The sequence below is a fragment of the Asaia krungthepensis NRIC 0535 genome (assembly GCF_025995175.1).
Taxonomy (GTDB): Bacteria; Pseudomonadota; Alphaproteobacteria; order Acetobacterales; family Acetobacteraceae; genus Asaia; species Asaia krungthepensis.
In genome coordinates, this window is the sequence record NZ_BAPV01000009.1 from 54,732 (window position 1) to 79,678 (window position 24,947).

Annotated in this window: 20 protein-coding genes and 1 other RNA gene; 13 read left to right on the forward strand and 8 right to left on the reverse strand. The window is 62.1% G+C overall.

The genetic code is table 11. The annotated features are described in order from the left end of the window. Positions 1–104 precede the first annotated feature (104 nt). The 7 genes from AA0535_RS06305 to AA0535_RS06335 all read right to left on the reverse strand — a co-directional run bounded on the left by AA0535_RS06305 (position 105) and on the right by AA0535_RS06335 (position 8,449). Positions 105–1,100: an SDR family oxidoreductase gene (locus AA0535_RS06305; protein WP_264815084.1), complete on the reverse strand. Its 996-nt coding sequence runs from the start codon at positions 1,098–1,100 to the stop codon at positions 105–107. Between the two features lie 656 nt (positions 1,101–1,756). Beyond that, a complete protein-coding gene (locus tag AA0535_RS06310) occupies positions 1,757–2,668 on the reverse strand; it encodes a hypothetical protein (protein WP_264815085.1) in 912 nt (303 codons plus the stop codon). A gap of 99 nt (positions 2,669–2,767) precedes the next feature. After that, positions 2,768–3,985 (reverse strand): histidine-type phosphatase, encoded by a 1,218-nt coding sequence (locus tag AA0535_RS06315; protein WP_264815086.1) that lies wholly within the window; start codon positions 3,983–3,985, stop codon positions 2,768–2,770. Then, positions 3,982–6,531 (reverse strand): TonB-dependent receptor domain-containing protein, encoded by a 2,550-nt coding sequence (locus AA0535_RS06320; protein ID WP_264815087.1) that lies wholly within the window; start codon positions 6,529–6,531, stop codon positions 3,982–3,984. Before AA0535_RS06320 ends, AA0535_RS06315 begins: the two co-directional genes overlap by 4 nt. 95 nt (positions 6,532–6,626) lie before the next feature. Then, a complete protein-coding gene (locus tag AA0535_RS06325; RefSeq protein ID WP_264815088.1) occupies positions 6,627–7,508 on the reverse strand; it encodes a FecR family protein in 882 nt (293 codons plus the stop codon). Further along, complete coding sequence (locus AA0535_RS06330; RefSeq protein WP_264815089.1) at positions 7,505–8,005, reverse strand: RNA polymerase sigma factor; 501 nt, start codon at positions 8,003–8,005, stop codon at positions 7,505–7,507. Before AA0535_RS06330 ends, AA0535_RS06325 begins: the two co-directional genes overlap by 4 nt. A 144-nt stretch (positions 8,006–8,149) precedes the next feature. Continuing rightward, positions 8,150–8,449: a DUF2312 domain-containing protein gene (locus tag AA0535_RS06335; RefSeq protein ID WP_051395789.1), complete on the reverse strand. Its 300-nt coding sequence runs from the start codon at positions 8,447–8,449 to the stop codon at positions 8,150–8,152. A gap of 255 nt (positions 8,450–8,704) precedes the next feature. Between AA0535_RS06335 and zwf the strand changes: the two genes are divergently transcribed. Both zwf and AA0535_RS06345 read left to right on the forward strand, forming a co-directional pair. Continuing rightward, positions 8,705–10,174 (forward strand): glucose-6-phosphate dehydrogenase, encoded by a 1,470-nt coding sequence (gene zwf, locus AA0535_RS06340; RefSeq protein WP_264815090.1) that lies wholly within the window; start codon positions 8,705–8,707, stop codon positions 10,172–10,174. A gap of 9 nt (positions 10,175–10,183) precedes the next feature. After that, entirely contained in the window at positions 10,184–10,690 is a 507-nt protein-coding gene (locus tag AA0535_RS06345; RefSeq protein ID WP_264815091.1) for a hypothetical protein, read from the forward strand. 61 nt (positions 10,691–10,751) lie between these two features. Here the strand turns inward: AA0535_RS06345 and AA0535_RS06350 are convergent, their stop codons facing one another. Then, positions 10,752–11,738: an alpha/beta hydrolase gene (locus AA0535_RS06350; RefSeq protein ID WP_264815092.1), complete on the reverse strand. Its 987-nt coding sequence runs from the start codon at positions 11,736–11,738 to the stop codon at positions 10,752–10,754. Between the two features lie 79 nt (positions 11,739–11,817). Between AA0535_RS06350 and rnpB the strand changes: the two genes are divergently transcribed. From rnpB to murG, 11 genes are all read left to right on the forward strand, one after another. Further along, an RNA gene (gene rnpB, locus AA0535_RS06355) (RNase P RNA component class A) lies at positions 11,818–12,215 on the forward strand. Between the two features lie 423 nt (positions 12,216–12,638). After that, positions 12,639–13,109, forward strand: a complete 471-nt coding sequence (gene mraZ, locus AA0535_RS06360; RefSeq protein ID WP_264815094.1) for a division/cell wall cluster transcriptional repressor MraZ — start codon at positions 12,639–12,641, stop codon at positions 13,107–13,109. Continuing rightward, positions 13,106–14,107 carry a 16S rRNA (cytosine(1402)-N(4))-methyltransferase RsmH gene (gene rsmH / locus AA0535_RS06365; RefSeq protein ID WP_264815095.1) on the forward strand — a complete coding sequence of 334 codons (1,002 nt, stop codon included), beginning with the start codon at positions 13,106–13,108 and terminating at the stop codon, positions 14,105–14,107. Before mraZ ends, rsmH begins: the two co-directional genes overlap by 4 nt. Then, the gene (gene ftsL, locus AA0535_RS06370; protein ID WP_264815096.1) at positions 14,104–15,102 is read left to right on the forward strand and encodes a cell division protein FtsL; all 999 of its coding nucleotides are present in this window, start codon (positions 14,104–14,106) and stop codon (positions 15,100–15,102) included. The genes rsmH and ftsL overlap by 4 nt, the downstream gene beginning before the upstream one ends. Positions 15,103–15,229: 127 nt before the next feature. Continuing rightward, entirely contained in the window at positions 15,230–17,260 is a 2,031-nt protein-coding gene (locus tag AA0535_RS06375; protein WP_264815173.1) for a peptidoglycan D,D-transpeptidase FtsI family protein, read from the forward strand. Positions 17,261–17,263: 3 nt separating this feature from the next. Next, positions 17,264–18,742 carry a UDP-N-acetylmuramoyl-L-alanyl-D-glutamate--2,6-diaminopimelate ligase gene (locus AA0535_RS06380; protein WP_264815097.1) on the forward strand — a complete coding sequence of 493 codons (1,479 nt, stop codon included), beginning with the start codon at positions 17,264–17,266 and terminating at the stop codon, positions 18,740–18,742. Next, positions 18,739–20,100, forward strand: coding sequence for a UDP-N-acetylmuramoyl-tripeptide--D-alanyl-D-alanine ligase (locus AA0535_RS06385; protein WP_264815098.1), 1,362 nt, complete (start codon positions 18,739–18,741; stop codon positions 20,098–20,100). Before AA0535_RS06380 ends, AA0535_RS06385 begins: the two co-directional genes overlap by 4 nt. Next, entirely contained in the window at positions 20,100–21,191 is a 1,092-nt protein-coding gene (gene mraY, locus AA0535_RS06390) for a phospho-N-acetylmuramoyl-pentapeptide-transferase (protein WP_264815099.1), read from the forward strand. Before AA0535_RS06385 ends, mraY begins: the two co-directional genes overlap by 1 nt. Positions 21,192–21,198: 7 nt before the next feature. Continuing rightward, positions 21,199–22,578, forward strand: a complete 1,380-nt coding sequence (gene murD / locus AA0535_RS06395) for a UDP-N-acetylmuramoyl-L-alanine--D-glutamate ligase (protein ID WP_264815174.1) — start codon at positions 21,199–21,201, stop codon at positions 22,576–22,578. A 29-nt stretch (positions 22,579–22,607) separates the two neighbouring features. Further along, positions 22,608–23,801 (forward strand): FtsW/RodA/SpoVE family cell cycle protein, encoded by a 1,194-nt coding sequence (locus AA0535_RS06400; RefSeq protein ID WP_264815100.1) that lies wholly within the window; start codon positions 22,608–22,610, stop codon positions 23,799–23,801. Beyond that, positions 23,798–24,913, forward strand: a complete 1,116-nt coding sequence (gene murG / locus AA0535_RS06405) for an undecaprenyldiphospho-muramoylpentapeptide beta-N-acetylglucosaminyltransferase (RefSeq protein ID WP_264815101.1) — start codon at positions 23,798–23,800, stop codon at positions 24,911–24,913. Before AA0535_RS06400 ends, murG begins: the two co-directional genes overlap by 4 nt. The last annotated feature ends 34 nt before the right edge of the window (positions 24,914–24,947 follow it).

Genomic DNA, 24,947 nt, shown 5'->3' on the forward strand with positions numbered 1-24,947 from the left:
ACATGCGAGGGCTTCGGCAGGCATGATCTCATGATTGCTGACGCCTCATGTGCAGGACACATGCCACTCAGCTATACGGTTTCGAAGATCAGTCGGGCTTGGTTTCAGGTCATCAAGGCGCTATCGCCGCCATTGACCTCGAATTCGGCACCCGTCGTGAGGGCTGATGCCTCGGACGCCAGAAATACTGCAATTGGAGAGATATCCTCCGGCTGAAGCCATCCCACCGGCTCCACCTCGCTCCGGGCGCGGTCGCGCCATGCCCGGGCCGGAGAAACCTGTCCCTTCACAGCGTGATGGGCCTGCTCCTCGACGGCGGTCAGGCGCTGGGGATTCAGCGTCAGTGCCGTGCCGACAAGGCCGGGGATCACTGCATTGACGGTCATACCATAGGGGGCGAACTCCATGGCCGCTGATTTCATGAGCCCGATAAGCCCCCATTTGGAAGCCGAGTAGCTTGACCCGTTGCGGGTGCCATGACGTCCCTGCATTGAGGAAACAATCAGAACACGTCCTCCGCGACGCTTGATCATATGGGGCACGAAGGCACGAAGGGTGCGCGCCGTCCCGTTCAGGTTATTGTCTATCTGGTCGTCCCAATCGGCATCGTCCATATCGAGAATGGCCTTCCAGCCCTGAATAGCCGCATTGGCGACCAGAATATCGATCTGCCCCAAAGTCTCCGATATCTGCGCCGCCGCTGCGCGCATCTGGGCGATCTGCCGGATATCGGCCTTGATCACCACTGTCCGGCGGCCATAGTCTCTGATGAGACGCGCTGTCTCCTCCAGTTCATCGCCCGTCGCGGGCATGGCATCGGCTACAGAACTGACCGGGCCCGCAATATCGATGATCGCGACATCGGCGCCATTGGCAGCATATTCGACGGCAATGGCGCGTCCGATGCCCCGCGCGGCGCCTGTCACCACCGCGATCCGTCCCGCAAGCTGCGAACCGCGTCCAGGCTGGATCGCGCCTGCACTGAAGGCCGGGGCAGGCAAGGGATCCCTGTTCTTTCCCGCTGCGGCTGCACCCAGAGGAAGCGCGGTAAGCAGCGCAGCGCCCCCGGCCAGGACAGATCGGCGCTTCCGATCGTTCATCCCCTCCGCGTTCCTGCTTCCCGTTGCCTCATCATGTCCTCGGGTCATCGCGTCATGTCTCCTCGTCCTTGCAGTGATCATGTGTCGTTACACGAGAAGTCACGACCGCGAGATATGGACGCAGCTGCTATTTATTTCTTGTATGCAAGGAGAATCCCAGTATATAAATTTCTATATTTCATACGACAACGAGTGTGGAAATTATATTTCCTGATTTCTCGATATTAAATAATTTTTTTTGATTTACACATTACGGTCATCTTGCCGGACGATACAGGCTCAAGGCCGCGCGATCTCACCGACCGGGCAGCAGGCGCCCAAGGTGACGATCCCCGGCATACGATTCCGATCATATGATCACCCGCGGCCCCCGTTCACGAGAGGGAGACATCCGGGCAATGTCACGCAGTCTGAGCCTGCCTCGTCAGGCGACGCAAGAATCCTACCCTGCGCCCTCAAATCGGCGCTCCCTGCCTTCATCGATGTCGACCATGATGAGCGGCCCTGCGCGTGCTGTCTCGCCCTTCGAACCGGCTGCGTCATTCACCGGGGAGGCATTACCTCGCCTGACCCCGATTCTGACGTGAAATGGGCTCAGACCCAGGCGAGATGATAAGATCGAAGGCCACCTTGCCCAGCCTCTGAAGCCCCTGAACTCAGGGACGCGGTGGCCAGCGCAACGTGGGTTCTGAGCGCACACGCCGTGCCCCGGCCTCCTCAGCCTGACGAAGTCTCTCCGCCTCGGCTGCGGCGCTGCGGGGGGCCATCTCCTGGCGTTGCCCCTCGCCACGGTTCGGTTCGGGCCTTGTCGCGCGCAGACGCCACGCATCGTCATGCTCATTCGGAGGAGGAGACTGGTTTCGCACCTCCTGCCCCATTGTCGGGCGCGGCGGACGGGGGGCCTCACGCGGCGGGGGCGGGTCGAAATGAGTAGGGCGGAGAATGCGCTCGATATTTTCCTGCGCACCGGATTCCGCATAGCTGTAGTCATCGCGTGCCTCAGGCAGGGACACGGGACGCTCGGACGCCCGCTCGACAGGCCAGTCGGCACTGCGATCGGAGCTCCTCTCCGGTGGTTTCTCCCGCCCACGCTCAGGGGCCTGCTCGCGACGATCCTCCCCTGCCCCGTCGCGCAGAGGCTGCGTCTCACGCATCCCCCCCTCTCCCTGTACCGGGTAGTCTCGTACCGCGTTATCCCGATGCCCTATGTCCCGGGTCTGGGCGGGCCGTTGCGCTGCCTGCCGGCTTGCCTCGCTGGACCACGGCATGATCTCAGGGGGGCGCGCAGGTTCGGCGACCGGGTTGGTGACAGCTGCGGTACTGCGCCGCGGCGGGGCATAAACCGGCTCCCCCGACGGGCCGGTCTCGGGAATGTTCTGCCCAAGACGCATGGCGATAATGCGTAATTCGGCACGCACCTCGTTGAGCTGCAACTCAACCTCCTCCAGCCTCGGCTTCACCCCGAAGATCGAGAACGGCATGAGGATGAACATGAGCCCCAGCCCCAGCAGGATGAAACCAGCCAGGAACTGCATCCAGAGCGGCAAGGTAAGAAGCGCTGTCGTCATAATCTGCGATCTATGCGATTTTTATCGACTCCGCCAAGAGAGATTATCGGTCATTAGGCGCACCGGGATCAAAACATGAACTGCGAGAGCGCTTGCCCCCTACTGATGACGAGGTTCGAGCAGAATTTGCCCCCCGTGATCCAGGTCCAGCCCCTTACCCTGACGCAGAGCCGCCAGTGATTGGTGAAAGAGACGCACCCTGATTGTGATACGCCCCTCAGGGCTGCGCCAGCGCTCGAAGGCCAGAGTGGTATCGGGTGCCGTCTCATCCGGCTGATCGTCAAAGTGCCAATCGAGACCATAATGCGCCGCCAGCGCATCGAGCGTGGTGTCATGTCCGGCGAAAGCCAGGAACCGAATATCGCGTCCGACAGTCGTCTCGTCAGGCAACGTTACTTCGTTTCCGTCGAGGAAGTCCTCCAGAACCCCCACAAGCTGATGCGCTTTTTGCTCGACCAGCGCGCCCCGGCGCCGCGTCAGTTGCGCCATGTATCCATGGACAGGCAGGACTGCGGACAGGATCTTTTCATCAATGCGCCCGACCCAGCGCGTCGCATCGCGATCCAACCCCTCGACGTGAATCAGAAGCAAATTCTCGGCAAGCGACGCCGCACCGGCCGGCCCTCCGTCAATGACGGGGCGTCCCTTCTTCTCCCCGATCGTCAGGGGACGGATAAAGCACGGTCCTTTTTCGCTATCGCATCCCTGCGGCACGATAAGAGCCTGCAGTGCTCTCAGCCCCGACTGGACCGTATCGGGACGATGCGACGCGTCGAAAGCGCCTGCCGACGCGGCATCGTCATATAAAACGCGCTTATGGGCTGACACGTATCCTTCGGGTACGCCATCGAACAGGGGGTCGTGCTCCCCCGCAGGCAAGGATCGTGCTTTCCCAAGCGGGGCGAAAGCACGGGCCATGATCTGCCCACTCTCGCGTGTTCGGTCATCGGCGGAATCTGCCCAGACCAGGGGGGACGGTCGGGACAGGCACGTCTTCCCCGCTTCATGGCAGGAAAGGTCGTAATAGTCAGCGATATCCCGCATCATGGCATGCAGGGTTTCCCTCCCATGTGCAGTCAGTTGCCCCGGTGCCACAGGCCAGACCGGCCATTGAACGCCAGTTTCCTGTTGCAGCATTTCAGGCGACCGGGTGGGGCTTCGTATCCCGTGACGCGCCACCAGCGCCACCCGTTCAAGGACTTCTTTCGAGGCGGCAGGGCGCGCTGAAAATCGTGACGCTGGGGGTGCCAGAGCCCCACATATGAAGGCTGTCAGCGAAAGCGCGGCAGCAGAGGCGGCAAGACGGGACCGTCTCATGGGAGGGTCACGGTCAGATTGAAGAACACGGAGCGGCCCGCCAGACGCCAGTACAATGGCGCACCGTCAGGGTAGCCCGCGCTGGCCGCGGACTGGTTGCCTGCGAAATCGCTGATGGCGCGATTATTGAACAGGTTGGAAATCTTGAGGCTTGGTGTGACGTCGCGCATGTACCCGCCCAGCTTCTTGAAATGCCACCCGAGCGCTAGGTCGGCCGTGGTGGTGCTGCCGATACGATACTGATTGGCGAAAACCGTGTTGCCGTTGCTGTCAGTCGTGCTGTCGAGCCCATAATGATTCCCCACGAATTTGCCGATAAGCGAGGCATAGGGACCTTTGTTATCGTCGTAGAGCACGCCAAAAGACGCAAGCACGTTGGGCGTCGCCGCAACGCGAACCGAGCTGTGCTTGTACTGAGCGTCATTCACGCTGTAATTTCCATAGAGCGATACGCCATGGCCGATCGCATATTGCCCCTCGACTTCAAGCCCCTTGTAGATCGCGCCGCCGCTATTGACCGAAGTGCTTTGGGTACCGAAGCCCGGCACCTTAATCTGGGCCGAAGCAATGAAATTCGAGAAATTAATGTAATAGGCGTCAAACGACATCGTCCAGCGCTTCTGCTGCACCACCGTGCCGATCTGGTAGTTCAGCGTCGTTTCGGGGCTGACATTGCCGACATTCTGGGTCTGGAACACGCTCATGGGTGGGGCCAGAAAGCCGCGCGCAATCTGGGCGTAGGCGCTCCATCCCGGCAGAATGATCTGATTGGCAGAAATCGACGGCTGCCATGAGGTGAATTGCTGAGTCGCGTTCAGCGGCACTTTGGTCGATTTATTGACCGCAGCATCATAGTCTCGCCGAAAGTAGGAATATTTGATGCCGGGCTTGATGATGGTGTTTCTGAACGGCTTCCAGTCGAATTCAAGATAGGGCTGCACCGTCGTATTGAAATCCGAGATGTCGTAGCTGTACGCCGAGCCGTTCTTGCCGGGCACCATGATCCCGCCCTTCGTCAGGTCGAGTGCATAGGTATAGCGCCGGTCATCCTGCAGATCAGCCCAGGCGCCGAGCAGCACATCGCCCTGAGAGGTATGCGCCTTGAAGGTCAGGGTATCGCCGTAATCGCGGAACTTGGCATCGGCATATTTACCGGGCACGTCGTTCTTGTAGGTCGCGAGCTTCTTGCCGCTGGCAGAATAGAACGTCACGCCGTTGGCGGTTGGATCATTTGAGCTGGCATCGGTCGATTCCGTGTAATCATGCTCGAAGCCGTTCGTGTAGAGCCGGTTCTCGACGGTGAGCCAGGGCAGAACCTTGCTCTTGATGTCGATATAATCGAAGTCGGAGGTATAGGTGCTCGGCTGATACCCGGCATAGCACTGCAATGTCGGGTTAGAGCACAGCCCGTAATTCTTGCCATACTGGCGATACTGCGCCAGCGTCGCCCCCTGGGTGGTATTCTGATTTTCCCAGTTATAGGTGGTCAGCACCGTCAGGGTCGTGTTCTCCCCCAGTCTTGCCACGTCCTTGAAGAGCAGATTGTTCCGTCTCTCGCCCGAGCCGGTCAGATATCCATCCGTTTCCTCGTGCTGCAGATCGAGCACCATGGAGCCGAAGCGCGTCTTGCCTGAATCGACCTCAACACCCCCTGCACGCGTATTGAAACTGCCATAGGTGCCATAAGGCGTCACACCGAAGCGATTGGCGGGTGTGCGGGATTCAAAGCCGATCGTGCCGCCAAAGGTTGCGTTGCCGATGGTCGAGGCCGTGCCGGGACCGCGATTGACCTGCACCTGCCCCAGGAAATGCGAGATGAAGAGCGACGAGGTGGTGTGGTGCAGGTCGCTGGCATTCCCGAAAGGGATGCCATCGAACAGCATGTTGTACTGCCCATCCTGAAAGCCGCGCAGGCTCATCGTCTCGGCCTTGCCCATGCCGGGGCCGTTCGGGTTCTGGGTCCAGATGCTGGGCTGGAACTTGATAATGTCATCCACACTCGCCAGCGGCACGATGTTGTTGGTGATAAAACGCTTCTGGATGACGGAGGTGGGCTCGGTGATGGTCAGCGGCACGGTAGAAGGCGCCAGACGCTCTGCGCGGCCTATGACCGTGATATGCTCCTGCCCTGTTTTCTCATCATGCTTGTCATGGGCAAAATTGCTGCCACGCGCGGCATTGGCAATGACCACCACCCCATCGGGCTGGATATGGGCGCTCAGGCCAGACCCACCCAGAAGTCGCTCCAGCGCCTTGTCCAACGTCAATCTGCCCTTCAGGGCAGGTGCCTTCTTGCCGCGAACCTGATCGCTGGAGAACAGGATATCGCGCCCCGATTGACGGGCCAGGCCGGTCAGGGCGTCCTCCAGCGCGCCTGCAGGCTGGCTCAGGCTTAGCGTCTTATGTGTGTCGCCAGTATTCAGCCCTGCCGCTCCCGTCCCACCCGATCCCTGGGCAAGACCCGGATGCGGCCATGCGGTGAGGGAGAGAAGAACCAGGGCAAGCTTCTTTCGTCTGGCGGACACGTGGCAGGGAACACGGATCATAGGCGCGGCTGTCTTTCAGGATGGGACCGGAAATGGTCTCTTTCCTGCTGGACGACCCAGCCCCAGTCTCCCTCATCGTCCCGCGCGTCGTTTCATCAAAGCTTAACAATTGCGATACGATCCCGCTCGACCAGCACACGCAGCGGCAGCAGATGGGTGAGCGCATTGAAAAAACGCTCCGGGTCATGCGTATGAAACACCCCACTCAGCCGTAGATGCGCGAGAGAGGGCGAAAGCAGAGCCACAGGTCTGTCGCTATAGCGCGCCATTTCCGCCACGGCCTGATCGAGCGGGGTTTCGTGGAAGATTGCCCGTCCTTCGCGCCAGGCCAGCAGATCGCCCACCCGTCCCTCGGTGACCCGCGCCTGCAGCGTGCGGCGGTCGAACACCATGAACTGTCCGGGGCCGAGCCGCGCTGCCGCGGCATTTCCATGGTGCAGCCTCAGCCCACCGGAAATCACGGCAAGCGTCATGCGATCCGGCGTGACATCAAGCGCATAATCGCCCTGCTCTCCCGAGATGCGCCACGCGCAACATCCGAGACGAACGGCCTCCTGTTCCGGCCGAAGGGAGAACGCGAACCGTCCCTGACCGAAATCGAGTTTGTAACGCTCCGGCCCGCAGATGAGCGCGCTGCAGGCGTCCATCTGCACGGTCACGGCGCCTATGACGAGACGCCGCGTCTGGTTCCGCCCCGTCCTGACGCTTTGCGCATCGGCGGTCCGGGGCGCCGCAACGGCACCGGCAGCGCATAGGGCGAATGCGCCCAGTACCGCCCGACGGGAAAGGGGAGCCGAACGCCGTGCAGGCGCAAAACTGCCGGACTGCCATATCTGGGAAACCAGATCATAGGCCCTGTGATGGGCCGCATTTTCTCGCAACCAGATATCGAAACGCGCCCTGTCCTGATCGGAGCAGTTTTCGGAGAAAAGACGCGCCTGCCAGTCTGCCGCCTGTTCGACGTGATCCGGTGTCACGATTTTCCCTCATCCATGAGGGCGAGCGCCAGATGGGCGAGTGCCCTGGCGATCGATTTCTCGACCGTGCTGACACTCACAGCCAGCCGCCCGGCAATGGTGCCGTAGCTCAGCCCGTCGAGCCTGTGCAGGAGGAAGATGCGGGCAGTGCGCGTATCGAGCTCGGAAAATGCCGCGCGGATACGGGCCAGTTGCTGACGCCCCAGCACGATACGCTCGGCGCCGGGTGCCGCGCAGACCGGGTCCAGCCCTGCTTCATCGTCGAGTGAGGAAAACTGGATACGCTTCTCGCGCCTTGCACGGTCGATCGCCAGGTTGCGCGTGGCGCGCAGCACATAGGCCTCGGGATGATCGAGCCCGTCCAGACCGCGCTCGAACAGATGGAGCAATGCCGTCTGAAGCAGATCATCAGTATCGCTGCGTCGGCTCTGACGCCGCACGCGTTCGTGCAGGGATACCCAGACGGATTGCTTGAGGCACCATTGAGCCGCTGACATCGCCACCCTGCCAGTTATGAAAAGCCGGAATTGCGGCGGTTCATAACAATGGCGAAACGCCCTGTCAGTCGGGATTGGCCCGTGTCTTCAAATCTTCACGAAACCTGCGGGGCAATGCCATATCAAGCCCGCCCCGCGAAGGCATCACATGCCGAGGGCGCGACGATAGATGTCGAGAAGCGTCTCCTGCTCCTCAATCTCGTTGGGCTCTTTCTTGCGCAGCTTGATGATGTTCTTGATCGTGGCCACGTCGAACCCGGCCGACTTGGCCTCGCTGAAGATATCCTTGATATCGCCGGCAAGGGCCTTGCGCTCTTCCTCAAGGCGCTCGACGCGCTCGATCACGCTGCGCAGGCGATCGACGGCAATGCCGCCCACATTCGAGTCAGGATCGGCAGCCTGACGCGCGCGGCTGGCGGCGGCTTCGTCGATATCAAAAGGCATGTCGGACATGATGACCTCGAAAAACGGGGGTTGCGCTTGGCCCTGGCGGACCGAAACCGCACCAGATGCATGAAGGCAGCGCCCGCCTGCATTGGGGGAAGAAGGGGCGGCTTATCGCGCCGGGACTGTCCGGGTCAACGCCTATCGCATGGGAACCTTGTGCTGCCCTCGTGCATTGCCTTGCACCCTTGTCGCTAACGAGCGGTGCATGTCATAAGACCGCACTGCCCATTTCGGAACCGGAGAGCCAGGAAGATGACCCAGTGCCACCAGGTCGCCCCATTCGACTACGTCATTTTCGGCGCCACCGGCGATTTGACGATGCGCAAATTGCTGCCGGCCCTCTATTATCGTCTGACCATGGGGCAGGTGCCCGATACAGCCCGCATCATCGGAACGGCACGCTCACCGCTCAAGCGCAGCGAGTATCAGAGCCGCGCGCGTGACGCGCTCAAGCGCTTCGTCAAGTCGGACGATTTCGACGAGGACGTGGTCGATCGCTTCCTCGACATGGTCCATTATGTGAGCCTCGATGGTTCCAAGCCCGACAGCAACTGGGACGGTCTGCGTGAGGTCCTGAGCCACAAGGCGGAAGACCATGTGCGCGTGTTTTATTACGCGACCGCCCCTGACCTTTACGGCGCGATCTCGAAGAACCTGCATCATGAAGGGCTGATCACCGACGACAGCCGCGTGGTGCTGGAAAAGCCGATCGGTATCGATCTGAAGTCTGCCGACGAGATCAACGAGGCTGTGGGCCAGTATTTCAAGGAAAGCTATGTTTTCCGCATCGATCACTATCTGGGCAAGGAAACCGTCCAGAACGTGATCGCCCTGCGCTTTGCCAACCCGCTTTTCGAGGCGGTGTGGTCAGGTGAGCATATCGAGTCCGTGCAGATCACAGCGGGTGAACTCGTCGGTGTCGAAGGGCGCGCGGCCTATTACGATAATTCGGGCGCGCTGCGCGACATGGTGCAAAATCACCTTCTGCAGGTGCTGTGTCTTGTTGCTATGGAAAAGCCCGACACGCTCCAGGCCGATGACGTACGCGACGCCAAGGTGGCCGTGCTGAAATCCCTGGTCCCTCTCGATGCTGCCAGCCTGCCCACCAGCACGGTGCGCGCGCAATATACCAAGGGCCACAGCAAGGGCTCGACGGTCGATGGCTATCTGGACGAGCTCGGCCATGAGAGCAACACCGAAACCTATGTTGCCCTGCGCGCCGAAATCGACACCCCGCGCTGGAAGAATGTGCCGTTTTATATCCGCTCGGCCAAGCGCCTGAAGGCCAAGGTCAGCGAGATCGTCGTCACCTTCAAGCCCTCTGCCACCAAGCTCTTCCCGTCCCAGCCCGAGAAGAACGTGCTCGTGATCCGCATCCAGCCGGATGAAGGCATTTCCTGGCAGTTCAACGTCAAGAACCCGATGGATGACGAATTCGGCCTGTGGGAAACCACGCTGGACGTGCATTTCGAGCGCGAATTCTCGGTGCGCTATCCCGATGCCTATGAGCGCCTGCTGCTCGACGCAGTCCGTGGCTACCCCGTTTTGTTCATCCGCCGCGACGAAGTCGAGGCCGCATGGAAATGGGTGGCACCGGTGATGGAAGCCTGGTCCAAGAACGAGGTCCCGATGGCGCATTACGCTGCCGGAAGCTGGGGTCCGGAAGAAGCACGTCAGATGCTCGCCCGCGATGGGCAGGTCTGGCACGAAGACATGGAATAAGGCGCAGACTTGGCCTCCGATCCCAAAACCCCTCCCCGCACACCGACCTCCGGGTCAGAGAACGGCGCCACACCCCGCCTCGGCTCGGGCCGTGCGGGGCGTCGCAAGCCGCGCACGCTCAAGCAGCATCTCCTGCGTCGGCTTGTCGTGCTGGTGCCTGCCTCGCTTCTGGCCATTCTCGTCATGAAAATGGGCTGGCTGGATCAGGCAGCGGACAAGATCCAGTTCGATCGCCTCGCCTGGTTCGACAATACCAAGCTGGTCGAGCATCTGCGCGTTCTGGTCACCCATAATGGCATGACCGATGTCCCGGCCAAATGTCTGGTACCCATCGTCAATGGAAATGATCCGCCGGAGGCAACGCGTATCGACTTCATGGAACGCAGCAATAATGGCTGCCCAGGCAAGCCGGGCAGTTTCGACAGGTTGTTCACCATCAAGGTCAACCGGGCTGATCGCCTTCTGGCAACGGACCAGGGCACGCCCGGCCGTTTCCATGCCATGGCGCAGCAGTAAGGAGAAAGGCCGGGGACACCCCCGGCCTTTTTTCTGCTGACCTGCCCAGCGAAAACATCCATTACGAGATCCTGTCTTCCTGCCAGGCGGCAAAACGCTCCCGAAGATAGCGCCCTCCCACACGCAGAGCCTGACGCCCCTCCACCACGGCCGCATAGAAATTGAGGAAACCGTGGATGGCCCGCCGGTAGCAGACAAGCCGCGCCTCCACCCCTGCCTCCCGAAGCAAGCGGGCATAAAGCTCCCCCTCACCGCGCAGCGGATCGAACCCGGCCGTGACGATCATGGCAGGCGGCGCCTGAGCCAGATCGCTGGCGAAGACGGGAGCGAAATTCGGGTCCAGCATGTCGCAGTCACTGCGGATATATTGGCGCCCATACCAGTCGAGCAGGCGCGCCGTCAGCATATAGCCCTGGGCGTAGGTCTCACGTGTGACGGGCGACAGGAGCCCGCTGACCGTCGGGTAGTACAGAAGCTGCGCGACGACGCGTTCGAGCCCGGCGGCTCCTGCGCGGCGCGCCAGAACCGCGGCGAGATTACCCCCGGCGCTGTCACCGCACACGGCAATCGGCAAATCGCGTACCTCAGCCTGCTCATGGAGCCAGAGTAACGCGTCCCATCCATCGTCGACCGCCGCCGGAAAGGGATGTTCAGGCGCCAGCCGATAATCGAGGGAGAGCACCATCGCTCCCGAATGACAGGCAAGACGGCAGCAGATGCCGTGATGCGACACCAGATCGCAATGTACAAAACCGCCCCCGTGCAGAAACAGGATCAATCCCCTCACCGGACCACGGGGACGATAAAGCCGCGCGGGGCGGATCCCCTCGCCGCATGGGAGGGAAATCTCACGCCATGACCTGATCTGTAACGAGGACAGAGCTTGCGGAAAACTTGGCATGCCGGTCATGCGACGCAAGGCCGCCAGCGATTCCGGGGTCAGGCTCTCAGGCAGAGGCAAGCCGTCTCGACCGCCTGCCGCGCGCTTCAGCCAGAGTAGAAAGAGCCGGTAGAGCCAGCCGGGACGCTTGGCGGGGAAGTCTGTCATGGGGGTGAGCCTATCACGGGAGGGCGAAATCGGCGCAAGCGCCTTGACCCGGTGGCACGCTTCGGTCAGGTTGCGCCCGTCAGACGGTCGGGCGATCGCTGCTGCGCCGGTGAGAACCGTCGTGATGGAGGAAAGTCCGGGCTCCACGGGAGAACGATGCCGGCTAACGGCCGGCGGGGGCGACCCTAGGGAAAGTGCCACAGAAAACAAACCGCCTGCCCGGCCCTCGGGCTGCAGGCAAGGGTGAAACGGTGCGGTAAGAGCGCACCGCTCCTTCGGTAACGCGGGAGGCAGGGCAAACCCCATCGGGAGCAAGACCGAATAGGAATGGCGGATCCGTCCTCCGGGATGGGATCAGAGGCTCTCCCGCCTTGTCATTCGGGTTGGTTGCGTGAGGCCGGTTGCAAGACCGGTCCCAGAGGAATGATCGCCCCGCCTTTTGGCGGACAGAACCCGGCTTACAGACCGTCTGACATCAGCTTCTCCCATCGCGCCTACCGAGGATACCAGCCCTTGGTGCGGCGCACCTCCTCGTGCATGACAGCGTCCAATATGGCGCCAGAACCGCCATACCCGCTGCGCCAGGCGCCACAATCATGCCGTAATGCTGCAGGGCGATGCCTTAATAAGAACATAACAAAAACCGTGTATCCTAGAGAGAGAACAGTCTCTCTTTATTCTCAACAAGAACATAATAAGAACATCGAAATTGCCATATTCAAAAAAACGTCGATATTCTGCGGATTTCAGGCGCGAATTGTTTGACGTCCCATGAAATCCCATGATATCCCAAATCTATCCCGGACGGTCCTTCTGACATGAAGCCAAGCGCCTTGTCCCGTGTCGGGAGCGAAACATCAGCGGCAATCACTCCAGCGGAAAGAGGAGGCATCGAACGGCGTGAGTGTGTTTCTCGGCACGCATCAGAACCGTTTCGACGCCAAGGGCCGCGTGTCCATTCCGGCTTCCTTCCGCGCCGCCCTCAGGGCGCAGGCCCAGCCCGATGAGAGCCTCGTGATCTTGCGTCCCTCCCATCTGCATCCCTGCATCGAGGCATGGCCGAGTGCCGCCTTTGCCACGCTGGCGGGTCCTGTCGAGTCACTTGATATCTTCTCCGATGACCATGACGACCTCGCCGCCAGTCTCTATGCCGATGCTTATCCGATCGACGCCGATAAGGAAGGCCGCATCATTCTGCCGGATGTACTCAAGCGTCACGCCAATCTGACGGACGAGATTTCCTTCATGGGTCTGGGACGCGTTTTCCAGATCTGGGAACCCGAGGCCGGCGCCAGGCGTCGGGAAGAGGCGCGCGCCCGTGCACGCCGCATGACCAGCCGCGCCGCCGCCCCGACCGAGGTGGCGTCATGAATGCGCTCTCTCCCCTCGCCCTGCTGACCGGCCACGACCCCGGCCATGTCCCCGTGATGCTGCCGGAAGTCCTCGACGCCCTCGCACCGCATGAGAATGGTCGTTATGTGGATGGCACCTTTGGCGGAGGTGGCTATACGCGGGGCATTCTGGCCCGCGCGGCATGCAGCGTCTGGGGGATCGACCGCGATCCGACCGCCATTGCGCGTGCCGAAGCCCTTGCCGCGGCCCTTTCTACCGACGCCCCCGCGCATCGCCTGATCCCCGTGGAGGGCACGTTCGGTGCCATGGCGGAACTCCTCGGTGACGCTGCCCCTTTCGACGGCATCGTGCTCGATATTGGCGTGTCTTCCTATCAGCTCGACGAAGCCGAGCGTGGTTTTTCGTTCAGGCATGATGGCCCGCTCGACATGCGCATGGCGCAGTCGGGTCGCTCCGCTGCCGATCTGGTGAACGAGGCCGAAGAGGCCGAGCTGGCCGATATCATCTACCATTACGGTGAGGATCGTCTCTCGCGTCGGATCGCCGGTGCCATCGTGCGAGCGCGTCAGGAAGAACCGATCCTCACCACCGCGCGCCTGGCCGATGTCGTGCGCAGCGTCGTGCGTCCCGACAAATCGGGCATTCATCCTGCCACGCGCACCTTTCAGGCGCTGCGTATTGCGGTGAATGACGAACTCGGCGAATTACAGCGCGCTCTGGATGAGGCGCCGTCCCTGCTGGCCGAACATGGCCGCCTTGTCGTGGTGACCTTCCATTCCCTGGAAGACCGTCTTGTGAAACGCGCCTTTGCCCAGGCCGCAGGACGGGTGAGCCGCCCGTCACGCCATGAGCCCATGGCCGAGCGCTTCGTCACGCCGGACTACGTTTTGCCCCATACCCGCCCTGTTCTCGCCTCCGATGACGAGATCAGCCGCAATCCCCGTTCGCGCAGCGCCAAACTGCGTAGCCTTCTTCGTACCGCACCATCAGCCTCTGTTAGGGGGTCTCTCTCATGATCCGGCCGTTCACTCTTCTCTGCGCGCTTCTTGCTGGTGGTTCGGGACTGTTTCTCTATACGAAGAAGCATGAAACGACGGTGCTCGATCAGAACATCACAAACGTGGTGCAAAAGACCGAGCGTGTCAGACAGCAAACGGCGATGCTACGCACCCAGTGGGCGCTGCTCAACCAGCCGGATCGCCTCAGTGCGCTCTCCGGGCGTTTTCTGGGGCAGCTTCATCCCATGGCCCCCACGCAATATGTCCGTCTGGCAAGCATGATCGAGGCCCTGCCTGCGCCCAGTTCGAAGCCTGCCTTCCGCGATCCGCGCGAGAGCCTGAGCATCGCCGTGTCGAACGCCCCCGCCGCTCCGAGTGTCGTCGCCCCCGCGGTCAAGCCCGCAGAGCCGAAAACTGTGGCCCCAACCCCATCCGCTCCGGCAGCGCGTGATACGCCAGCCCTCGTGGCAAGCGCCGAGCCTGCGCATCACCGCTCCGCACCCGCCCTGCCTGTCGCGCCTGTCATCGCCCCTGCTTCGACCGCACCGGCACGGATCGCCCTTGCCGCTGCTGCCCCGCGCATCCAGCCTTCTGCCCACGCCGCCGCAACCGCACCCCATGCCCAGCATGTTCCGGCCCAGCGCCCCGTGGTCGAGCTCGCCCAGCAGAGCAGCCGGCCTCATATGGTCTCTGACGAGCTGGGTCAGGCAGCCCATCACGGCCATCGTTACGATGCGGTTGTTCATGCCACCACCCGCCCCGGTGCCGCCAGCACAGGGGATTCCGATCTGGCCGTTCGTCTTGCAAGCTTCCGGGGCAATCGCCCTCAGGCAACGCCAGCCACCTCGTGGCGTACCGCTCACGCCAGCGCGTCTGGCCATGCAGCGCATGGCAACGCGGAGATTGCCATGCAGGCACCCAAGCCCCATCATGTGCAAAGCGATTCCGGATCTTCTTCATCCCTCGCCGGCTATGGTGATGCTCTGCCACCGCCTACGCCTCTTGCCAATTGAGCGGATATGAAAGCGGCTGAGCATGGCTGGCAGGACACCTCCCCCCAACAGGTCGGGCCATTCCGGTGGCGCGTCCTCGCGTCCTGAAGGCAAGAGCACCAAGCGGGTCAGGGCGTCGCTCGACCAGATGCACACAAGACTGATCGGGGTCGGGCTCGGGTTTCTGGTCCTTTTCGGCCTCGTAGCGGGCAAACTGAGCCTCGCCACGGTTTTCATGCCTATGGCCCCCGAGAAGCGACAGATCGCTTCACAGGTGCCCGAAATTCCGAAAAGCGACCCGAAAGGACAGATCGCAGGCGATTTCTCGCTGCCGGATGTGCATCGCGCAAGCATCGTCGACCGCAATGGGCAGACCCTCGCGCTTTCTCTGCCCGTGGCTCAGGTCTATGCCAATCCGATGGAGCTGATCGACGCCCCGGATGCGGCGAAGAAGCTCAAATCCGTGCTGCCGCAACTGGATGAAGCGGAGACCACCCGCCGCCTGTCGCTGAAGAAGCAATTCGTCTATATCGCCCGCGATATCTCACCCGTGCAGGAAATCGCGATCAATAATCTGGGCATTCCAGGCATCTATTTCGAAGCGAGCGAGCGACGTCATTACCCGTTGGGCCGTACCGCCGCGCAGATTCTGGGTGGGGTGGATATTGACGATCACGGCGTGGCCGGGGTCGAGCGTTATTTCAACGAGCGTCTCAACAAGGATCGCACCCCGCTGCGTCTGTCTCTGGACGTGCGTATCCAGGCCGTGGCCCGGGAAGTGACCCAGGCCGCCATGGACGAGTTTCAGGCCATCGGGGCTGCGGCCATCGTGATGGATGTGAATACGGGCGAGATCATCTCCATGGTCAGCCTGCCCGACTATGATGCCAATGATTTCGGCCATGCGCCTGCCGATGCACGGTTCAATCGTGCCGTCACGGGCATGTACGAACCGGGCTCGACCTTCAAGCTCCAGACAGCGGCCATGGCGATCGAATATGGCGTGGCCCATATCTGGGACCGGTTCTCGACCATCCCCATCCGTATCGGTCGCTTCACCATCTCGGATATCAAGACCGATCACTTCGCGCCCTGGCTTGCCCTGCCCGACGTTCTGGCCAAGTCGTCGAACCCGGCTGCCGCGCATATCGCGCTCGACGTGGGCGCGAAAAGGCAGCAGGACTGGCTGCGCAATATGGGATTTTTCAATCGCGTACCGATCGAACTGCCCGAGGCTGGACGTCCCATCGTGCCGTCTTCGAAGAACTGGGGCGTTTCGACCGTCATGACGGTCGGCTTCGGTCACGGCGTGGCTGAGCCGCCGCTCTCTATCGTGCGCGGCACCGCTGCCACGGTGAATGGCGGCATTCTGATCAAGCCTACGCTCGTGGCACGCGAACAGGATGACGGTGCAAAACCGGATGAGGAGGCCCTTCCCCCCGGTGCGACCGCGCCCGGCGCTGCCCCCCTGAATGCACCCGGCGGAACGCAATCTGGCACGACGGGTGCGGCCTCACCTGCGGGCGCGCCTGTTATACCCGCTGCCTTCAGGCCCGATAGCGATGCCTCGGGCGATGCCCCTGCCCCGCCGCCGCAGCCTCAGGGGGACCGGGTGGTATCGGAAGAAAATTCAAGGCTCATCCGCAAGATGCTGCGTCTTGACGTGACACAGGGTACGGCGCGCAGCGCGGAGGTGCCCGGCTATTTCGTGGGCGGCAAAACCGGTACGGCCGAAAAGGTCGGACCGAATGGCCGGTATCTGAAACACGTCAATATCTCGGCCTTCACCTCGATTTTCCCGATGAATGCGCCGCGCTATGCCGTCTATGTCATGCTTGATTCGCCGCACCCCACCCCCAAGACCCATGGCTTCGTGACGTCTGGCTGGAACGCCGCCCCGACAACGGGAAAGCTGATTGCGCGTATCGGTCCGATGCTCGGGCTGTTTCCCGACACGAAGAACGCCGCAAAGATCGATGCCGAAATGGCCATACCGCTCGAACCCGGCATCCCGCCGGGTAAACGCGCCCTTGGCCCCGGAAACGATCCGGGTGATCCACGCATTGCGGCGCAAAAGGAAAAAGCGGAAAAAGACGCCGCCAAGGCTGCAGAGAAAGCCGCCAAGCTCGCCGCGAAGGCCACCGAGCGCGCCGCACGTCACTCATCTGAACGAGGCTGAGCCATGCGCCTTTCCGAACTCCTGAAGCGGGTCGGACTCCCGGTCCCGCCTCTCGCCGTCGATTCAGCGATGGCCGACCCCGAAATCACGGGGATCACCGCTGACAGCCGTGCCGTAGGGCCCGGCATGATTTTCGCCGCCTTGCCCGGCGTCGCGACAGATGGCGCACGTTTCATTCCGCAGGCCCTGACCCAGGGGGCAGCCGCGCTGCTGCTGCCGGAAACGACGACCATCGCAGCAGACGTGCCGCTTATCGCCTCACAGATGCCGCGCCATAATCTTGCTGTGCTTGCCGCAGCTCTGGCGGGGCCGCAGCCGGCGCGCATTGCTGCTGTCACCGGTACGAATGGCAAGAGCAGCACGGTTGATTTCCTGCGCCAGCTCTGGTCTCTTTCCGGCGCACCGTCCGCCAGCATCGGAACGCTGGGGCTCATCAGCGATATCCCGGTCGAGGCTCCGCCCCCGCTCACCACGCCCGATGCCGTCTCCATGGTCCAGACGCTTGCCCGGCTCAAATCGGCCGGAGTCGAGCATGTTGCACTCGAGGCGTCATCGCACGGGCTCGAGCAGAATCGTCTCGATGGTGTCGCGCTGCACGCAGGCGGGTTCAGCAATCTGACGCGCGACCACCTCGATTATCATGGCACGATGGAAGCCTATCGAGCTGCCAAGCTGCGCCTTTTTTCCAGCCTCCTGCCTCGGGGCGCACTCGCCGCACTCAATGCGGACATGGATGCGATAACGGTATCCGCCCTCCGCGAGCTGGCGCAGTCCCGCGGGCTCAAGCTGCGGTCCGTCGGCGAGCAGGGCGAAACCCTTCGCCTGCTGCGCGCAACACCCCTGCCCCATGGGCAGATTATTTCTCTCTCGCTCTTCGGCGAAGCCCTGCCTGAAATCGAACTGGGACTCACCGGACGTTTCCAGGTCGATAACGTGCTTCTGGCGACCGCCATGGCCTATGAGCAGGATGAAGACGCGCGCGCCGTGCTGGATCTTCTCCCTCGGCTCGCCGGTGTGCGTGGGCGCGCCGAACTTGCGACGACGCTTGATAATGGGGCCGGTCTTTACGTGGATTATGCCCATACGCCGGACGCGCTCGAGCACCTGCTGCACAGCTTGCGCCCCCACGCCTCCAACCGCCTGATCGTCGTCTTCGGCGCGGGCGGAGATCGTGACAGGGGCAAGCGTCCCCTCATGGGAGAGATTGCGGCAAGGCTGGCCGATCTGGCCATTGTCACCGACGATAATCCACGCAGCGAAGACCCCGCCAGCATACGAGCCGCCATCAGGACCGCCTGCCCCGACGCCCTCGAAATCGGCGATCGTCGCGCTGCCATTGCCGCAGCCCTTGAGCAAGCGCGCGCGGGCGATGTGGTCGTTGTGGCTGGCAAAGGGCATGAAAGCGGTCAGACAGTGGCCGGTATCACCACCCCCTTCGACGATCGTGCCGTCATTCGCGAGCTGGCCGGGGTAGCCCCATGAACACCCTCTGGACAAGCGCTCAACTGCGCGCGGCAACGCATGGCATGCTCGACGCCGAGGTCGTGGTGACCGGCATTTCCATCGATACGCGCAGTCTCGAGCCCGGGGACCTGTTCATCGCCTTGCAGGGAGAGAACAGCAATGGTCATGCCCATGTGCAGGCAGCCCTGGCAAAGGGCGCTTCCTGTGTGATGGTGCATGAAGCCGGTGATGTCTCCGATCCGCGCCTGTTGCGTGTAGCCGATACGATGGAGGGGCTGCGCGCCCTCGGCCATGCCGCACGGGCGCGCTTTACCGGGAAAATGGTCGGGGTGACCGGCTCGGTCGGCAAGACCACCACGAAGAACATGCTGCATTGCGCGCTGGCTTCCATCGGGCCCACCCACGCCGCCATCGCTTCCTATAATAATCACTGGGGTGTGCCCCTCACCCTGGCAAGAATGCCGCGCGATACCGCCTTCTGTGTGGCCGAGATCGGCATGAACCACCGCGGCGAGATCGCGCCCCTCGCTGCCATGGTGCAACCCGATATCGCTGTCATCACCACCATAGGCAGTGCCCATCTGGGCCATATGGGCAGTGTAGAAGCCATTGCCGAGGAGAAATCCGATCTCATCGGCGCGCTCTCGGCGCAGGGCGTTGCCATTGTCCCGGACGATACCGGCATGGAGTCCATCCTCGCCGCCGCCGCCGCGCGGTCGGGCTGCCGGATTGCCCGGGTCGGGCTGAGTGCGGAAGCCAGCTATCGCCTGACAGCGCTCGAAACCGGCGCAGAGGGCTCGCAGTTCAGGTTCACGAACCATGACATCGTGCTCTCCGCTCCGGGGAGCCACCTCATCCGCAATGCGGGGCTCGTTCTGGCCACGATCGATGCGCTCGGATTATCCCTGGACAAGGCGGCAGCAGCGCTCGCCCTCTGGCGCCCCGGTGCCGGGCGCGGACAGGTGCAACCCATTCTGGGCGGTCAGGCTGCACTCCTGGATGAGAGCTACAACGCCTCTGTCCTGTCGATAAGGGCAGCGCTGGAGACCCTTGCGCTCATGCCAGCCAAGCGTCGTATCGCCGTGCTGGGCGATATCCGCGAACTGGGTGAGTTCGCCGAGCGCGAGCATCTGGCCCTCCTGCCCAATCTGATGGCCCATGCGGATCTGGTTTTTTGCTGTTGCCCCCATATGCGCCATGTTTTTGACGCGCTTGCCGAAGAAAAGCGTGGCGTCTGGCAACCAGACGCGGCATCTCTCGCCCCCTTCGTCCAATCCAATCTGAAAGCCGGTGACGTGGTTCTCGTAAAAGGCAGTCTTGGCAGTCGCATGCGCGACATTGTCACCCCTCTTCTTGCAGGGGGCGTGTCAGCCTGATGCTGTATAATCTGATCGCTATTCACGATACGACCCATGGCGGCTTCTTCAATCTCTTCCATTACCTGACCTTCCGCTCAGGTGGCGCCTGCCTGACAGCGTTCGTCATCTCGCTGGTGTTCGGGCGTCCGTTCATCGCCCAGCTCAAGCGCATCCAGCGCGAGGGTCAGCCCATACGGACATTGGGGCCGGAGCGTCATATTCTCGAGAAGGCCGGCACGCCCACCATGGGCGGTATGCTCATCCTGATTGCCCTTTTCGCGTCGACTCTGCTCTGGGCAGACCTCACAAATGGCTTTGTCTGGGCCGTCATGTTCGTCACGGCGGCATTCGGCGCGGTGGGATTTGCAGATGATTATCTCAAGCTCTCCAAGCGCAACACGAAAGGCGTTTCCAAGCGCGCCCGACTGGGTAGCGAGTTTGCCGCCTCCCTGATCGCGGGATACTGGATGGAGAGCCTCATGCCGCCCGAACTGCGAAACATGGTGGCCTTCCCGTTCGTCAAGGACTTCCTTCTGCCTCTGGGCTTCGCCTTCCCGCTCTTTGCCATGGTGACCATGACCGGCTTCGGCAATGCCGTGAACTTTACGGATGGTCTGGATGGTCTGGCCATTGTGCCGGTGGTGATCGCGGCCCTCGTTTTCGCGCTGATCGCCTATCTGGTGGGCAATAGGGTCTTCGCCGATTACCTGCAGCTTCATCTGGTTCCGGGCACGGGGGAACTCGGCGTGTTCTGCGCGGCCCTCATCGGGGCTGGGCTCGGTTTTCTATGGTTCAACGCCACACCCGCCGATGTCTTCATGGGCGATACGGGCTCCCTGTCACTGGGCGGGGCACTTGGCGCCATCGCCGTTGCAGTTAAGCATGAGCTTGTCCTGTGCATCGTGGGCGGTCTCTTCGTGGTCGAGACGCTCTCCGTCGTGATCCAGGTCTTCTGGTACAAACGCACCAAGCGCCGCGTCTTTCTGATGGCACCGCTGCATCACCACTTCGAAAAGAAGGGCTGGCAGGAGCCCAAGATCGTCATTCGCTTCTGGATCGTCTCTATTCTGCTGGGGCTGGCAGGACTTGCCACGCTGAAACTGCGCTGAAATGACGATACGCGCCTTCCCCTCCGATCTCTTCGCTGGCTCGCGCTTCGCCGTGCTGGGCCTCGGCCGAAACGGCGCGGCCGTCGTGTCGGCACTCCTTGCCATGGGGGCGGAAGTGCAGGCCTGGGACGACAAATCCCCACCCGGACCCGATGATTTCGCTTGTGGGGGAGATGCTGCCCGCTTTATCGCGTCACCGCTCGAGGACCTGACGGGCTTCGAGGCGCTGATCCTCTCGCCAGGTATCCCACATCATCTGCCTGCTCCGCATCCGGTGGCCCTGCTTGCCCAGCAGGCCGGGGTGCCTATCCTGTCGGATGCAGAACTTCTTTATCGTGCCGTACGCAAAGCCGGGTCGCTGGCGCGTTTCGCTTCGGTGACCGGCACGAACGGCAAGTCCACCACCACCGCGCTGCTGGCTCATATGCTCGAACAAGCCCGTGTGCTGGTCGCGGCCGGAGGCAATCTGGGCACAGCCTCGCTCGCCCTGCCCCTCCTGCCCGATGAGGGCGTGTATGTGATCGAGATGTCATCCTACATGCTCGAGCGACTGGAGAGCTTCCACGCCGCAACAGCCTGCCTGCTCAATCTGACACCGGATCACCTTGACCGCCATGGAACAATGGCGGGCTATGCCGCGGCGAAGCGCCATGTCTTCGACAACATGACCCCGCGCGATCTGGCAGTGATTGGCGTCGATGACCCTTATTGCCGCATCCAGGCGCAGGAACTGATCGGCAAGGGCCTGACGGTTACCCTGATCTCGGTCGAGAACCCCGATTGTATCGCCGGGATTTCCGACGCGCTCAAAGACGCGCCGACGCTCCCGGGCACCCACAACCTGCAAAATGCCCTGATTGCCCAGGCCATGGCGCGTCATCTCGGGCTTTCGGATGAGGTCATCGCTGATGGGCTGCGCAGCTATCCCGGCCTGCCCCATCGTCAGGCTCTGGCCGCCACCATCGATGGCATACGATTCATCAATGACAGCAAAGCCACCAATGCCGAGGCCGCAGAAAAGGCCCTGCTCTGCTATGACAGGATCATCTGGATTGCGGGCGGTATTGCCAAATCCGGGGGGATCGAGGCCCTGGCCCCGCTTTTCAGCCGAGTTGCGAGGGCCTATCTGATCGGCCGCGACGCCCCCGTGCTGCGCGAGACGCTCGATGCGCATGGCGTTGCCAATGAATGCGTCGATACGCTCGAGGCGGCGACCCTCGCGAGCCTTGCTGCGGCAAAGGCGCTGGATGCACCGGTCGTGCTTCTCTCTCCTGCCTGCGCAAGCTTCGATCAGTTTGCGAGTTTTGAGGCGCGTGGCACGCATTTTGTCGATATTCTGTCGAAGCTGAGTCTGGCCACGGACGGGCAGCAAACGGGATCGCCCTGATCCACGGGGCCTTGAGGGATTGAGATAGAATGGCGGGGCTTTCACGGGTCGATACATCGAGAATCGGGCGCTGGTGGCGCAATGTCGATCGCGTCACGCTCTGCTGCGTCGGCGTCCTGATCGCGTTCGGCTACATCCTGATGCTTGCGGCAAGCCCTGCCGTGGCGGTTCGTATCGGCGCCTCGCGTGAGATGTTCATTCTCAAGCAAGTCATCTTCCTGCTTCTGGCCGGCGCCGTGGTGCTTGGGGTGTCGGGACTGTCCCGTCCTGCGGTCAAGCGCCTTGCCCTGATCGGCGGGGTCATTGCGCTCGCTGCCACGTTCATGACCCTTGTCCATGGCGTGGAGATCAAGGGGGCGCGCCGATGGATTGCGCTCCCCATGATGTCGGTTCAGCCCTCGGAGTTTCTCAAGCCCTTCTTCGCCGTGGTCACGGGCTGGTTGCTGGCAGAGCAGCGCCGACGCGTTATCTTCGGCTCGATGCGCTTCCCCGGCATGCTGATCGCTTTCGGCTGTTTCGGGCTCATCCTCCTTCTTCTGAAATCCCAGCCCGATATCGGCATGTTGTCGGTCATCACCATGGTGTTCTTCATCCAGCTTTTCGTTAACGGTTTGCCGATCGTTTTCGTGGGGGCGGGGGTGGGAGCGATGATCGCCGCCTTTGCAGGCGCCTATGTCGCCTTCCCGCATGTGCGCTCGCGCGTCGAGCGCTTCCTTCATCCCAATGTGGGTGACCACTACCAGATCGATACCGCCCTGCGCGCCTTCGGCAATGGCGGGATGATGGGGCGTGGCCCTGGCGAAGGCCGTGTGAAGGATCTGCTGCCCGACGCCCATGCCGATTTCGTATTTGCCGTGGCGGGTGAGGAATACGGGCTGTTTATCTGCCTGTTCATCATCCTGATCTTTGCGGTGATCGTCGTGCGGACATTGCTGAAGCTGATGCGCGAGAGCGATCCTTTCGTGATCACGGCCGCCTCCGGACTGGTGGCAGGTTTCGGTCTTCAGGCTTTCATCAACATGGGCTCGACCTTGCATCTGATCCCGACCAAGGGCATGACCCTGCCACTCATATCCTATGGTGGCTCTTCCGCGATTTCCATCGCGCTGACACTGGGCATGGTGCTGGCGCTGACACGGCATCAGGTCTCGGCGAGCCCCATCAGTTCCACTTATGCCAGCCAGGGCCACTGGACTTCACTCCGGGAAGGATCGCATTCATGACCCGTCCAATCGTGATCGCTGCGGGGGGCACGGGCGGCCATTTCTTCCCGGCAGAAGCCCTTGCGACCGAACTCGCCGCGCGTGGTCATGAACTTGTGCTCATGACGGACAAGCGTGCCGGCAAACGCACCAGCGGCATCTTCAGGGACAAGCCGCAATATGTGCTCGACGGCACGGGTGTGGCAGGCAAAGGCATCACGACCAAACTGCGAGGCATGACCGCGCTTTTGCGGGGCGCCTGGGCAGCACGGGCGCTGCATCGCCAAATCAACCCGATCGCCGTGATCGGTTTCGGCGGATATCCTTCGGTGCCGCCCATTCTCGGTAGTCGTTTCCTGCCCGCGTCCAAACGTCCGCTTGTAATCCTGCACGAGGGCAATGCCGTTCTGGGTCAGGCCAATGCGCTTCTGGCGCGTTTCGCGACCTCCATCGCCACCTCCTTTCCGACCGTGGCACGCCTGCCGCTCGGGCTGCGCGCGGCGCTAACCGGCATGCCGGTACGCCCCGAGATCGAAGCCCTGCTGGACGCGCCCTATACGCCGCCGGGCGACGCGCTGCATCTTCTGGTCTGGGGCGGCTCTCTGGGTGCCCGCGTGTTCTCCACCACCGTGCCAGCGGCGCTCGCCCAGTTGCCGCCGGGCTTCCGGGCAAGACTGCATGTGACCCAGCAAGTCCATAACAAGGATATTCCAGCAGTTCAGGCCGCTTATGACGAGGCGGGTATCCACTGCGTTCTGGCCCCCTTCTTCTCCGACGTCGCCTCGCTTCTGCGCAAGGCTCATCTCGTGATCGGGCGCGCTGGCGGATCCTCGGTGGCTGAACTGACCATTGCAGGTAGACCTTCGATCCTCGTTCCCCTGCCGATTGCTGCCTCGGATGAACAAGGCGCGAATGCGACCCAGCTGGTCGATGAAGGCGGGGCCTGGATGTTTCGTCAGAAGGATTGCACCCCCGATGCCCTTGCATCGTTCCTGGCCCCGCTGCTGAACGACCCCGAGCGTCTCGCAGGCGCAGCCGCCGCAGCCAGACGCTTTGCTCATCCGCAGAGCGCCCGCCTGCTGGCGGACCTTGTGGAAGCCCGGATTTCGGATTACCGCTCCCCCGTTTCCTGACCCGCAACTCTCTACCCCATTCTATTTGCTGTTT